This is a genomic window from Massilibacillus massiliensis (assembly GCF_900086705.1).
GTDB lineage: Bacteria > Bacillota > Negativicutes > FLKF01 > FLKF01 > Massilibacillus > Massilibacillus massiliensis.
Genome location: NZ_LT575483.1, coordinates 3,850,859 through 3,863,081, shown reverse-complemented (window position 1 = coordinate 3,863,081; position 12,223 = coordinate 3,850,859). Strand labels below are relative to the sequence as shown.

The window sequence follows — 12,223 nt, the reverse complement described above, 5'->3', positions numbered from 1 at the left end:
AATTAGAAAATCAATACAAATTTATGGAGGTATAAAAATGTCTAATATGTTTTGCTTTCAATGTGAACAAACAATCAGTGGTACTGGTTGTCAGGGTGGTGCTGGTGCTTGCGGAAAAAAAGCAGATACGGCAAATTTACAAGATGATTTAACAAGCAGCCTGATCCATTTAGCAAAAATCGTTGAAACAAATGCTCCAACAGACAATACAAATAAAATTGTTCTTGAAGGTCTATTTACTACAATAACAAACGTTAATTTTAACAATTCATCTATAAAAGAACAAATTGAAAAAACTGAACAAGAAACTGCAAAATTTTCTTCCAACTGTTCATCTAATACACGGTATGACGTAAGTACACTATGGCAAGAACATGAAGATATTCGTTCCTTAAAATCGCTTATTTTATTTGGCATAAGAGGAACTGCCGCTTACGCTTATCATGCAATGATACTTGGCTATCAAGACGAAAAAGTCAATCACTTCTTTTATAAAGCGCTCCGCGCAATTCGTGAAGATTTATCTGCTGATGAATTATTGGCAATTGTTATGGAAACCGGTGAAGTCAATTTAAGCTGCATGGCAATGCTTGATAAAGCAAATACTGAAACTTATGGAAATCCTGAACCAACGACTGTTAGTCTAACGATTGAAAAAGGCCCTTTCATCGTTGTTACTGGTCATGATTTATATGATTTAGAACAACTACTAAAGCAAACCGAAGGTACAGGCATCAATATTTATACACATAGTGAAATGCTGCCAGCACATGCATATCCAAAATTAAAAGCTTATCCACATCTAAAAGGGAATTTCGGCACAGCATGGCAAAATCAACAAAATGAATTTGATCATATTCCTGCACCTATTTTATATACTACAAATTGTTTGATGCCAGTAAAAGACAGCTATTCTGATCGCGTGTTTACAACAGAAGTTGTCTCATATCCTGGAATAGTACATATTGCAACAAACGAGCATAAAAAAGATTTTACTCCCCTTATTCAAAAAGCGCTTACGCTTGGTGGTTATACAGAAGATAAAGTTATGACTGGTATCAATGGTGGTAAAACAGTCATGACCGGCTTCGCAAAAAACACAGTTTTATCTGTTGCCGACAAAGTAATTGATGCGGTAAAAGCCGGTGCAATTAAACATTTCTTCTTAGTTGGCGGGTGCGATGGCGCTAAAGTAGGTCGTAATTATTATACAGATTTTGTAAAACAAGCTCCGCAAGACAGCGTTATTTTGACTTTAGCCTGCGGCAAATACCGCTTCAACGATTTAGATCTTGGAACGATTGGTGGTTTACCTCGTATCATGGATATGGGACAATGCAACGATGCCTATAGTGCAATTCAAGTCGCAGTGGCTTTAGCCAATGCATTTGAATGTGAAGTAAATGATCTACCATTAACTCTAGTATTATCCTGGTATGAACAAAAAGCCGTTTGCATCTTGCTTACTTTACTTTCCTTAGGCATTAAAAACATCTACATCGGTCCATCCTTGCCTGCATTTGTTTCTCCAAATATTTTAAAAGTACTCGTTGAAAAATTCAATCTTACGCCAATTTCAACACCAGAAGAAGATTTGAAAAAAATTCTTGGCTAACAAAAAATAAGCGAATGATACTTCACTAAACGCTAAAAAAATCAACATTACCTTTTTGAGTAATGTTGATTTTTATTTTTATTATTTCTTTTCATATAACTTTTTTTCAATAATTCTGGCCGTCGGCGTATCAGCCAATCCTGCTTCGGATGTTTCACGCAAAGATTTCGGTAATGCCAAGCCAATCTTATACATCGCTTCAATCACCTCATCCACTGGAATTACGCTTTCTATGCCTGCTAATGCCATATCCGCTGCAACCATAGCATGTACGGACGCAAAGCCATTACGTTTTACACAGGGTACTTCTACTAAACCGGCTACAGGATCACAGACAAGCCCTAAAAGATTTTTTAATGCCAGAGCAACCGCCTGTCCAACTTGTTCAGGTGTCCCCTCTGCGAGTTCTACTAATGCAGCAGTTGCCATCGCGGCCGCTGAGCCGCATTCTGCCTGACATCCACCTTCAGCACCAGCAATTGAAGCATTTTGTGCAATGACCATACCAATGCCTGCAGCTGTAAATAACGCATCTATAATTTTATCTTCACTACAATTTTTCTGCTCTGCACCAGCTAATACTGCTGCTGGCAAGATTCCACAAGATCCCGCCGTAGGACACGCAACAATTTTCCCCATAACCGCATTGACTTCACCAACGGCCAATGCATAAGAAGCAACTTTAAGCGGTGTAACACCTGCATAAGGTTTAGCAGAATCGGTTGCATATGCATACATTTTCTTTGCATCGCCGCCTACTAGTCCGCTCGCAGATTTATCCTGATTCTGAATGCCACTTTCTACAGATTCGCGCATAACTTTCCAATTTTGTTTCATACGCTCCAATATCTTTTCAGTCGAAACCTGCGCCGTTTGTGCTTCATATTGTATAACAACGTCGTAGATCCCAATATTTTTCTCATTTGCAAGTGTAATTAACTCTTGAATATTTTTAAACTTTATCATATATGCCTCCGTCGTCCTTTATTAAATAGGTGGAATATGGAAAGATTTTGCTACTCCAGGCACCTCTTTTATTTCTTCCAGCACCTCTTCCGAAATTTGATCGTCAACTTCAATCATCATTAACGCTTCCGCACCTCTAGACTTACGAAAAACTCGCATAAATGCAATATTAATTTTATATTTGGCTAATATACTCGTCACCATTGTAATCATCCCAGGGCGATCATGATGAATACTAATTAATGTATGATATTGCCCAGTTAATTCAACATCATATCCGTCAATATTGGTAATTCGTATATTTCCCCCACCGATTGATGCTCCAACAACTCGTGTCATATGACCTGACTGCCCATACAAATAAATGACGGCAGTGTTTGGATGTGCATCACCTAAATCAATCGTATGAATCTCATATTTCAACCCTTTATGAAGCGCAATATTTAAAGACTCTTTAATTCTCTCATCATCTGTCGCAAATCCCATAATTCCAGCTACAATAGCCTTATCTGTACCATGTCCTTTATACGTTTGTGCAAAAGAGCCATGAAATTCAATGGTGGCTTGCGTCGGTTCTTCGCCCAAAATTTTCCGTGTCATTAAGCCAAGTCTAACAGCTCCTGCCGTATGAGAACTCGAAGGCCCAATCATAATTGGTCCAATAATATCAAAAACACCACGCATAAAAACGCTCCTTTTTCTTCTAATATCCTTATGTTAACCTCATTTTGTTTTTTAATCAAATTTATTTTATCTACTTATATATAATAAAAAGCTCTCCACAGAAATGAAGAGCTTTTTTTGTTATAACTTAAAATGCAAGGCGAAGAATATTTTTTACATCTTCCTCCGTTAATGTTTGCAACCTGCCAATTGTCCCACGCGCTGCGATCATTTTAGCAAGTTTCGGAATATCCTCTTCTTTGACACCCAATTGCTGAAGCTTAGTAGCACCTTGCCAGCTGCGGACTAAATTTCTAAATTTAATGACACCTTCCTCAATATCAATGCAATCGAAAATTGCGCGTGCAAAACGGTTAAATTGGTGTTCATTCGTTTCACACACATATTCCATCCAAGCAGGAAAAAGAACACCTAATGCCGCACCATGTGCAATTGAAGGATACAGTGAACTAATGCTATGTGACATATCATGACAAGCCCAATCACCGCCTTTTAAACCCGCGCCACTCATTCCATTCAATCCCATAGTAATAGCCCAGGCTAAATTTGCGCGTGCAATACTATCATCTTGTTTCAGTTTCAATTTACTCATTGCCTTTATAATACTTTTTAATAAAGCTTCATCAATACCAAGAACGGTTTCTTCCAATGTTCCCATAAAGTAATATTCCATGATATGTGCCATTGCGTCTAAGGCTCCATTTACAGTCTGATTCCATGGTAAACTATTTTGTACTGAAGGATCGATGATCGATACGGTTGGATAAAGACACGGATGTCCAGTACCATATTTCTTGCCTTCTTGCTCATTTGTGATGACCGCACTACAATTCATTTCTGAAGCAGTTGCTGATAATGTAAGTACCGTAAAAATAGGCAATGCCTTGCTTATTTTTTCTTCACGTTCAAAAACCTTCCAAATATCATGAGCAAACACACCTGCAGCGGTCACTTTACTCGTATCTATCACACTGCCGCCACCAACGGCAAGAATCGCTTCTACCTTTTCTTTTTTTGCTATTTCAATGGCTTCTCGAACCTTAGTCAGACAAGGATTGGCTTGTACACCCCAACATTCAACCCAAATAACGTTATGCTCTTGCAAGGAATTTATCACCATATCATAAACGCCATTTTGCTTGATTGAACCACCACCAGCAATCATTAATATTTTCTGATAGCCACGTTCGGCAATGAATGCACCAAGTTTTTTAATTTTATTTTCACCAAAAACAAGTCTCGTTGGATTGTAAAAATTATACTCAATCATAAAAACACCCCTTTGATCTATTCAACACAATTCCTTTATTTCTACAAATAAAGCATGAACTCCTTGCAGATGAAAATAAATTCCACTGGTTGCAATTGCAACAGCTATTACAAAACGTCTATAGTATACTTTAATCATAGTAAAGTTCCGTTAAAACAAACGAAAAGGAGATCTATATGCTAAGAAAAATTATTAAAATTGATACAGAAAAATGTAACGGTTGCGGACTTTGTGCAAAAGCTTGTCATGAAAGTGCCATTGCAATGATCAATGGTAAAGCCGTATTGATTCGAGATGATTATTGCGATGGTCTAGGCGATTGCTTACCTGTATGCCCGACAAATGCAATTCAATTTGAAGAACGAGAAGCCCTCCCCTATGATGAAATTGCCGTGAAAGAAAACATGAAAAATAAGACCACTCCACAAATACACCTCCAATCGAGTGTACAATCTGAGCTTAAACAATGGCCAGTACAAATTAAGCTCGTTCAGCCGAATGCCAAATTTTTTGATCAGTCCGACTTACTCATCGCAGCAGATTGTACAGCTTATGCCTATGCAAATTTCCATAACGATTTTATAAAAGGCAAAACTATTTTAATTGGTTGTCCTAAATTAGATATGGTAGATTACACTGAAAAATTAACAGAAATTTTCAAGCAGAATGTAATTCGTAGTATCACTGTCACACGAATGATTGTTCCTTGCTGCGGCGGCATTGAATTTGCTGTCAAAAAAGCAATTGAAAATAGCAATAAAAATCTACCATGTAAAATAGTCACAATTGATACCGATGGTACGATATTGAATAAAAATAGCAACTAGTCAAAAGCTAGCTGCTATTTTTATTTCCTTATATAACAAAATAATATAAACACTCTAAAAACCACCCAGAATATCATAACACTTCTACTGGAATTTTTATTCTATTATTATAATATACTAACCATGGGAGGTTTTATAAATGTTAGGTTTAAGCAAAGAAGAATTGGATATCCTTATCAACAATCTGGAACAAACAAAATATTTTAAAATCTACAATGAAGAAATCACCAAATATTACAACTTACTAAAACCAGATAACGCAAGTTCCAATGATATTACTGCCAGACTCAGCGAATTCACAAATATCTATTTAGATAAAATTGTAAAACCACTGATAACAGACCTTATAGAAGAAAATAATAAAAAAATAGAACAAGATATCCGCCAAGTCATCGCACAATATCTTCGTTAATATAGAAAATAATGTAGATAACCTACGAACATTTTCAATTTTATTTCTAAAAGAAGCCCCCGCAGTTGGAGTATCTTTAAACTGCGGGGCCTTCTTTTTCTCAATCGAATGAGCTTCAACTATCGTATGATCTTAAAACCGTCATTTTCCTCATAAATATCTATATCTCTAACCTCTAAATGATCCACTCTACAAAACATATTTCCTTCTTTAATCATAGATAATAGTTGATTTACATTTACTTCAGGTCCTTGGATTTCCATTGTTACAGTTCCATCCTCCATATTTTTCACCCAACCTGCCAGCGAATATTTTAATGCATTTGTTTGCACAAAATAACGAAAGCCAACACCTTGTACATGACCTGATGCAACAGCAAAAATTCTTACTATAGTATCGCTTTCCATTTATATGCCCCTTTCTATTTTAATTGATTGCAAATTTATCTTTATAATAGAGCCATTTTGTTGAATTTGCAATACAACGATATTTCAATATAAAAATAGAGAGTTGGAACTGAAAACATTCCAACTCTCTGTCTCTGTGCCTTATAAAATCATATGTGCAATAATATATCCACTACAGCACCCGACAAATACTCCAATTAATCCCGGAATTAAGAAACTATGATTGATAACAAATTTCCCAATCCTCGTTGTACCCGATCGATCGAATCCAATACAAGCTAAATCAGAAGGATAGGTAGGAATAACAAAATATCCATAGCAAGCCGAAATAAAAGATACGATAATAATTGGCTGAACGCCAACACTTAACGCCATTGGAACAATAATTGAAACTGCAGCTGCTTGTGAATTCACAAGTTTAGATGTCAACCAGATAACAATAGCATACGCCCAAGGATAAGTAGTTACGGTTTCTCCCAAAAATCCTTTTAGCATTACGATATGATTATTAAAAAATGTTTCTGACATCCAAGCAACACCATATACAGATACGATTGCGACCATGCCTGCTTTAAATACCGAACCATTGTTAACATCCTTCGCTTTTACCTTACATACCAGCATTATAATGCCTGCAATAAGCAGCATTAACATTTGAATCATAACAGTCATGGACAACGCAGCCGGAGGTTTCCCAGCAGCAGCTGCAAACTTTGGAACCAGATTAGGAAAACTACCAAAAATGGCAATAGCCGCAATACCTGCTAAAAAAATTCCCGTAGCAATATATGCTGTTTTGGGTAAACTTTTATGCATTAAACTTTCTGTATCACCATAAATATATGCTTTTTGCTCAGGATCAGCAATCCTTGCTTGAAATTCTGGATCGTTTGCCAGATCCTTACCACGCCGAACACTCCATATTGCAGCAGCGATAACCCCTATAAAGGTAGCTGGAATTGCAACCGAAAGCAACTGAATAATGCCATAATTTCCACCAGCATTCGCCATGAAGGCTACCATTGAAACAATCGCAACCGATGCTGGAGAAGCACAAACCCCCATCTGCGACGCCACAGACGCCACAGCCATCGGACGTTCCGGACGAATTCCCTGTCTTATTGCAATATCATAGATAATCGGAAACATCGTATATACCACATGTCCAGTACCACACAAAATTGTTAGAACCCATGTGGTCAACGGTGCAAGAATTGTAACATATTTGGGGTTACTGCGTAAAAATTTCTCTGCATATTTTAGCATTACAGTTAACCCTTCCGAAGCCTGCAAAAAACCGGCACAAGTAACAACTGCCATAATCGTTAACATTACATCAATTGGTGCTTTTCCAGGCTTATAACCAAAAATAAAAGTAAAGATAATTAGGCCTATGCCGCTTACAACTGCTAAACCCAAGCCCCCATGACGAACCCCAATTACTAAACAAGCTAACAAAGTTAAAAATCCTAATATAATTTCCATAGTAAACCTCCTATTGCTTTATGACATACTTTAAATACGAATAAATTAGAATATACAGAAAATTACAAAAACAACATTTTAATTAACTATAGCGAACAGGCGATACGTACTTTCATACCTTGCTTATCACTCATTATCGCCTGTCCCAAAAATCTATTTATCTAAAATCAATCAAGAAAGTCAACGTGTTTACATATTTCATTTACGACTACATCTTTACGCTTATTAAATGTTTGCTTATTTTGTTCGAATAAATTATTGCCGTGTGTGTCGATAGATACAATTAACGGCCCAAATTCCTTCACACGCATAACCCACATTGCTTCCGGCATTCCGAGATCCAGCCATTCTACCGCTTCTACTTCTTCTACACATTGTGCCGCAAGCACTGCACAGCCTCCTGGAAATACTGTATGGACAGCTTTACTTTCTTTACAGCCTGCTACCGTATTAGCGCCCATGCCGCCTTTACCTACAATCAATCTTAAACCTGTTTCCGCGATGAATTCACGCTCATATTTATCCATTCGCATACTTGTCGTTGGCCCGATTGAAATAACTTCGTACTTACCAGATTTACCTTCGATTTCTCTCATAATAGGGCCCGCATGAAAAATAGCTTTTCCCTTTAAATCCACTGGCAACTCACGTTTCTGCTTAATAAGTCTTTGATGCACGTCGTCACGGCTTGTAATCAAGTACCCATTTAAATATACGATATCACCAATTACTAAATCTTCTAAATCCTTAGCTTGGATTGGTGTCGTTAATACTTTTTTCATAATTGAACCCCCTTGTGAGACAACATTTCATAAGATAGATCTGCATGAATTCTGATTGACGAACGACGATGCGCCCAGCAGCCTGTAGAAAGTGCAACAGCAATCGTTGCTGGATGACGTGCGGCCTGTTCTATATTTACACCCATTACGGAATTTTCACCAGAAAGTCCGCCGGGTCCTAATTTAATCTCATTTAGCCCTTTCTCAATCATCTCTTCCAGCATAGCACCACGAGCATTACTATTTTTAGATCCAGCAGGTCTAAGCAATGCTTTTTTAGATAATTTAGCCGCAACTTCAACAGACCCGGCAATTCCAATTCCGACTAGAAGAGGTGGACATGCGTTAATTCCATACGAAGTAATTTGATCAAAAACAAATTTAATTGCTCCTTCATACCCTTCTAATGGCATGAGTACTTTTGCAGTTCCTGGTAAACTGCAACCGCCACCAGCCATGTACGCATACACTTTTATATCATCACGGTTAGGGATTATTTCCCAGTCAATCCAAGGTATTCTGGTTCCGACATTATTGCCTGTATTCTTTTCATCAAAAACTTCTACAGCATTTGGGCGCAGTGGCGCAAGTTTTGTTGCCTTTTCAACTGCTTCTCGTAAAGCATCTTTAAGCTCATCAATCAGAGGAAACTTGGTTCCAACTTCCACAAAAAATTGAATAACTCCAGTATCCTGACAGCAAGGTCTATCTAACTTTTCCGCCAATTCTAAATCTTCAAACATTGAATCATACACAACTTTTGCTAAATCACTATTTTCATCCTTACGGAGCTCTTTTAATCTATTTAAAATATCATCCGGTAAATGTTTACCTGTATACGCTGTAAACTTTGCTAATAAATCGGTTAGTTCTTGATATTGCCTTAACTTTTCCATAAAATTCCCTCCATGATTCATTTAACTCGTGTTGTACAACCACTAAACAAAGTATATAATACAAAATATGATATCTCCAATACTTTACGATTTATGATTTTGATAGGTTAAAAGTTATAGCACAGGAGGGCATACGCATGGGAAACCGCGAATTCACATATCTTACTAAAATTATTGAAACGGGGAATTTTTCTTTAGCCGCACAAAAACTATATATCGCTCAACCATCTTTAAGTCAATTTGTCAAACGGATTGAAAAAGAAATTGGGGCAGAATTATTTGATCGTACCACTAAACCGGTAACACTTACTTACGCAGGAAAAATCTATATGGATGCTGAACAAAAAATCCAGCAGATCAATCAATCTCGTCAACAACAAATCGATGATATTGATTTATTAAAAAAAGGACACGTAACAATCGGCAGTTCTCATTATCGAAGTTCCTATTTTTTAGATAAAGTTATACCTGTCGTAAAACAAAAGTATCCAGGCATTGAAATCAGTCTAGAAGAAGGCACAACAAAGCAGTTGGAAGAATATTCATTAAATGGAGTTACAGATTTTTCAATCGTACTCTCTCCCCTCTTTTATCCGGAATTAAATTATGAGCAAATTTTTCAAGAAGAGATTTTATTGGCAATCTCGTCTAATCATCCCATCAGCACCAAAGAAAACCTATCATATACCGCCCACTCCCAATACCCGATTGTAGATTTTTCAAAACTTGCAAATGAGCCATTTATTATCATAAAATCAGGTCAAAAAATGCGTAAATCTTTTTTTAACTTTTGTGAACAAGTTAAGATTTCACCTCCGATTATTCTAGAGTCCCAGAGCATGGTAGCTGCGCAAACTTTGGCTTCTGTGGGCGTCGGAGCTACGCTCGTGCCCGACTTATTAGCCAAATATAATACATTAGAAAATCCACCTTGCTATTTCTCCTTGCGGAACTATCTTCCCGATCGCCAGGTCATTATCGCTTATAGAAAAGATAAATATATTAGTAAAGCCGCAAACGCAGTTATCCAGATTATGAAAAATATAGCAAAACAACATTATACGATAAAATAATGAATTAAACCGCTCTATTCATAATCATCGGATTCTATTCGTTGGATCTATGGTAAAATAAAAGCTATGATTATCACAAAAGGAGTTTTCTATTTGAATTTCATCGAACAAATTGAATTATACCAACCAATAAATGAACAAGAGACCACTGATAAAGCTGCTATTTGTATGATGATACAAAACTTTCCAGACACAATTTTATTGCGAGATCATCCAATTGCACATCTAACCGCTTCTGGTTTTATCTTAAATACAACTTATGATAAAACACTCATGATTCATCATAATATTTATCAATCTTGGGGTTGGACGGGCGGACATGCCGATGGAACAGAAGATTTACTTCAAGTGGCATTAAAAGAGGCTCAAGAAGAAACTGGAATCACCTACATCAAACCACTTTTATCAGAGATTGCCTCCCTTGACATTTTGCCTGTCTTTAGCCATATAAAACGAGAAAAATTCATTAATACGCATTTACATCTTTCATGCGCATATTTGCTTGTCGCCGATGATCAAGAGCCTTTGCAGCATGAACCTAGCGAAAATAGTGGGGCAAGCTGGATTTCACTCAAAGACATCAATACCTATGTAACTGAGAAACATATGTTACCAATCTATCAAAAATTAATAAAAAAGGCTGAAATTATTTATGCAAAAAAACACAAATAAAACTCCACATAAATTTCTTTCTGAAATAGTTACCCCCCTGCTGATTTGGTACCATAGTCAAGCTAGAATTCTTCCCTGGCGTGAAAATCCACAGCCTTATTATGTATGGATTTCAGAAATCATGCTGCAACAAACACGTGTCGAAGCAGTAAAACCATATTTTGACCGCTTTATTGCTGCATTGCCCGAAATACAAGATTTAGCCGAAGTCCCCGAAGGAGATCTGCTCAAGCTTTGGGAAGGGCTAGGTTACTATAATCGGGCACGCAATCTACAAAAAGCCGCAAAGCAAATTCTTCATGAACATGGAGGGAAACTTCCTAATTCTTATGACGCGCTTCTAGAATTACCAGGTATCGGACGCTATACGGCAGGTGCCATTGCCTCTATTGCCTATAAAATTCCAGTTCCAGCGGTTGATGGCAATGTACTCCGTGTCATAACACGTCTATTGCTTAGCCGAGAAGATATTATGAAAGAAAAAACAAAAAGAATGATCGAAGGTTATTTACTAAAAATTATGCCTGCGCATACATCCGGTGATTTTAACCAAGCACTGATGGAACTTGGTGCCATGGTCTGCTTGCCTAAAGGCGCAGCAAAATGCCCGTTATGTCCTTTAAAACAACTTTGCTTGAGCTATGCCCAAGGCTGCACGGCTGAGATTCCTATAAAAACACCTAAAAAAGCACGCCGTCTTGAAACCTATACAATGCTTCGCCTGCAATATCAAGACAAAATAGCTTTTCAGCAGAGACCTGCACAAGGATTACTCGCTAATATGTGGGAACTGCCACATGCAGAAAGTCATCTTTCCATCAAAGAGATAAGAGAATACGCCGAAAAATTGCAGTTGCGAGTTAAAACCATACAATCGCTCCCTCCTGCAAAACATATTTTCACACATATTGAATGGCATATGATTGGTTATATTATTAACTTGAATGTATTACCAACGCAGGAAAAATGGCAATGGATCAGTCTAGAGCAGCTTGCAGAAAATTTTGCTGTACCAACAGCCTTTAAAAGTTACATCCAAAAATAAACTTACCTCCATAACAAAATAAATCTCTAGTAAAAATACTAGAGATTTATTTTTATGCAAATTTCTCGGGAGTGTCAAGAATTTTGTGT

The 12,223-nt window shown here is 37.2% G+C and carries 13 protein-coding genes; 6 read left to right on the top strand and 7 right to left on the bottom strand.

What is annotated here, in order from left to right; all coding sequences use genetic code 11:
• Positions 1-37 precede the first annotated feature (37 nt).
• Positions 38-1,615, top strand: a complete 1,578-nt coding sequence (hcp, locus tag BN6559_RS18455; protein ID WP_110956098.1) for a hydroxylamine reductase — start codon at positions 38-40, stop codon at positions 1,613-1,615.
• Positions 1,616-1,696: 81 nt separating this feature from the next.
• Here the strand turns inward: hcp and sdaAA are convergent, their stop codons facing one another.
• The 3 genes from sdaAA to BN6559_RS18440 all read right to left on the bottom strand — a co-directional run bounded on the left by sdaAA (position 1,697) and on the right by BN6559_RS18440 (position 4,535).
• Positions 1,697-2,581: an L-serine ammonia-lyase, iron-sulfur-dependent, subunit alpha gene (gene sdaAA / locus BN6559_RS18450; protein ID WP_110956097.1), complete on the bottom strand. Its 885-nt coding sequence runs from the start codon at positions 2,579-2,581 to the stop codon at positions 1,697-1,699.
• Between the two features lie 21 nt (positions 2,582-2,602).
• Complete coding sequence (sdaAB, locus tag BN6559_RS18445; protein ID WP_110956096.1) at positions 2,603-3,265, bottom strand: L-serine ammonia-lyase, iron-sulfur-dependent subunit beta; 663 nt, start codon at positions 3,263-3,265, stop codon at positions 2,603-2,605.
• Between the two features lie 127 nt (positions 3,266-3,392).
• On the bottom strand, positions 3,393-4,535 hold the full coding sequence (locus BN6559_RS18440) for an iron-containing alcohol dehydrogenase (RefSeq protein ID WP_110956095.1): 1,143 nt from the start codon (positions 4,533-4,535) through the stop codon (positions 3,393-3,395).
• A gap of 176 nt (positions 4,536-4,711) precedes the next feature.
• On the opposite strand from BN6559_RS18440, the gene BN6559_RS18435 reads away from it, so the two are divergent.
• Together BN6559_RS18435 and BN6559_RS18430 are read left to right on the top strand one after the other, a co-directional pair.
• Positions 4,712-5,362 (top strand): ATP-binding protein, encoded by a 651-nt coding sequence (locus tag BN6559_RS18435; protein ID WP_110956094.1) that lies wholly within the window; start codon positions 4,712-4,714, stop codon positions 5,360-5,362.
• Positions 5,363-5,501: 139 nt separating this feature from the next.
• Entirely contained in the window at positions 5,502-5,774 is a 273-nt protein-coding gene (locus tag BN6559_RS18430) for a hypothetical protein (protein ID WP_110956093.1), read from the top strand.
• Positions 5,775-5,893: 119 nt separating this feature from the next.
• Here the strand turns inward: BN6559_RS18430 and BN6559_RS18425 are convergent, their stop codons facing one another.
• The 4 genes from BN6559_RS18425 to ttdA form a co-directional block, all read right to left on the bottom strand.
• Positions 5,894-6,181: an acylphosphatase gene (locus tag BN6559_RS18425; protein WP_234407864.1), complete on the bottom strand. Its 288-nt coding sequence runs from the start codon at positions 6,179-6,181 to the stop codon at positions 5,894-5,896.
• A 141-nt stretch (positions 6,182-6,322) separates the two neighbouring features.
• The gene (locus BN6559_RS18420; RefSeq protein WP_110956092.1) at positions 6,323-7,666 is read right to left on the bottom strand and encodes an anaerobic C4-dicarboxylate transporter; all 1,344 of its coding nucleotides are present in this window, start codon (positions 7,664-7,666) and stop codon (positions 6,323-6,325) included.
• Between the two features lie 167 nt (positions 7,667-7,833).
• Positions 7,834-8,448 (bottom strand): L(+)-tartrate dehydratase subunit beta, encoded by a 615-nt coding sequence (gene ttdB / locus BN6559_RS18415; RefSeq protein ID WP_456060916.1) that lies wholly within the window; start codon positions 8,446-8,448, stop codon positions 7,834-7,836.
• Positions 8,445-9,344, bottom strand: a complete 900-nt coding sequence (gene ttdA, locus BN6559_RS18410; protein WP_110956090.1) for a L(+)-tartrate dehydratase subunit alpha — start codon at positions 9,342-9,344, stop codon at positions 8,445-8,447. Before ttdA ends, ttdB begins: the two co-directional genes overlap by 4 nt.
• A gap of 137 nt (positions 9,345-9,481) precedes the next feature.
• On the opposite strand from ttdA, the gene BN6559_RS18405 reads away from it, so the two are divergent.
• The 3 genes from BN6559_RS18405 (at position 9,482) to mutY (ending at position 12,134) form a co-directional block, all read left to right on the top strand.
• On the top strand, positions 9,482-10,417 hold the full coding sequence (locus BN6559_RS18405; RefSeq protein WP_110956089.1) for a LysR family transcriptional regulator: 936 nt from the start codon (positions 9,482-9,484) through the stop codon (positions 10,415-10,417).
• Positions 10,418-10,510: 93 nt separating this feature from the next.
• Complete coding sequence (locus BN6559_RS18400; RefSeq protein WP_110956088.1) at positions 10,511-11,089, top strand: NUDIX hydrolase; 579 nt, start codon at positions 10,511-10,513, stop codon at positions 11,087-11,089.
• Positions 11,070-12,134: an A/G-specific adenine glycosylase gene (gene mutY, locus BN6559_RS18395; RefSeq protein WP_110956087.1), complete on the top strand. Its 1,065-nt coding sequence runs from the start codon at positions 11,070-11,072 to the stop codon at positions 12,132-12,134. The genes BN6559_RS18400 and mutY overlap by 20 nt, the downstream gene beginning before the upstream one ends.
• Positions 12,135-12,223: the final 89 nt, after the last annotated feature.

What these genes read in the sequence shown, in the direction of transcription:
- BN6559_RS18440 (WP_110956095.1), bottom strand. Translation starts at nt 4,535, where the DNA reads ATGATTGAGTATAATTTTTACAATCCAACGAGACTTGTTTTTGGTGAA.
- BN6559_RS18435 (WP_110956094.1), top strand. Translation starts at nt 4,712, where the DNA reads ATGCTAAGAAAAATTATTAAAATTGATACAGAAAAATGTAACGGTTGC.
- ttdB (WP_456060916.1), bottom strand. Translation starts at nt 8,448, where the DNA reads ATGAAAAAAGTATTAACGACACCAATCCAAGCTAAGGATTTAGAAGAT.
- hcp (WP_110956098.1), top strand. Translation starts at nt 38, where the DNA reads ATGTCTAATATGTTTTGCTTTCAATGTGAACAAACAATCAGTGGTACT.
- BN6559_RS18425 (WP_234407864.1), bottom strand. Translation starts at nt 6,181, where the DNA reads ATGGAAAGCGATACTATAGTAAGAATTTTTGCTGTTGCATCAGGTCAT.
- BN6559_RS18420 (WP_110956092.1), bottom strand. Translation starts at nt 7,666, where the DNA reads ATGGAAATTATATTAGGATTTTTAACTTTGTTAGCTTGTTTAGTAATT.
- sdaAB (WP_110956096.1), bottom strand. Translation starts at nt 3,265, where the DNA reads ATGCGTGGTGTTTTTGATATTATTGGACCAATTATGATTGGGCCTTCG.
- BN6559_RS18405 (WP_110956089.1), top strand. Translation starts at nt 9,482, where the DNA reads ATGGGAAACCGCGAATTCACATATCTTACTAAAATTATTGAAACGGGG.
- mutY (WP_110956087.1), top strand. Translation starts at nt 11,070, where the DNA reads ATGCAAAAAAACACAAATAAAACTCCACATAAATTTCTTTCTGAAATA.
- sdaAA (WP_110956097.1), bottom strand. Translation starts at nt 2,581, where the DNA reads ATGATAAAGTTTAAAAATATTCAAGAGTTAATTACACTTGCAAATGAG.
- ttdA (WP_110956090.1), bottom strand. Translation starts at nt 9,344, where the DNA reads ATGGAAAAGTTAAGGCAATATCAAGAACTAACCGATTTATTAGCAAAG.
- BN6559_RS18430 (WP_110956093.1), top strand. Translation starts at nt 5,502, where the DNA reads ATGTTAGGTTTAAGCAAAGAAGAATTGGATATCCTTATCAACAATCTG.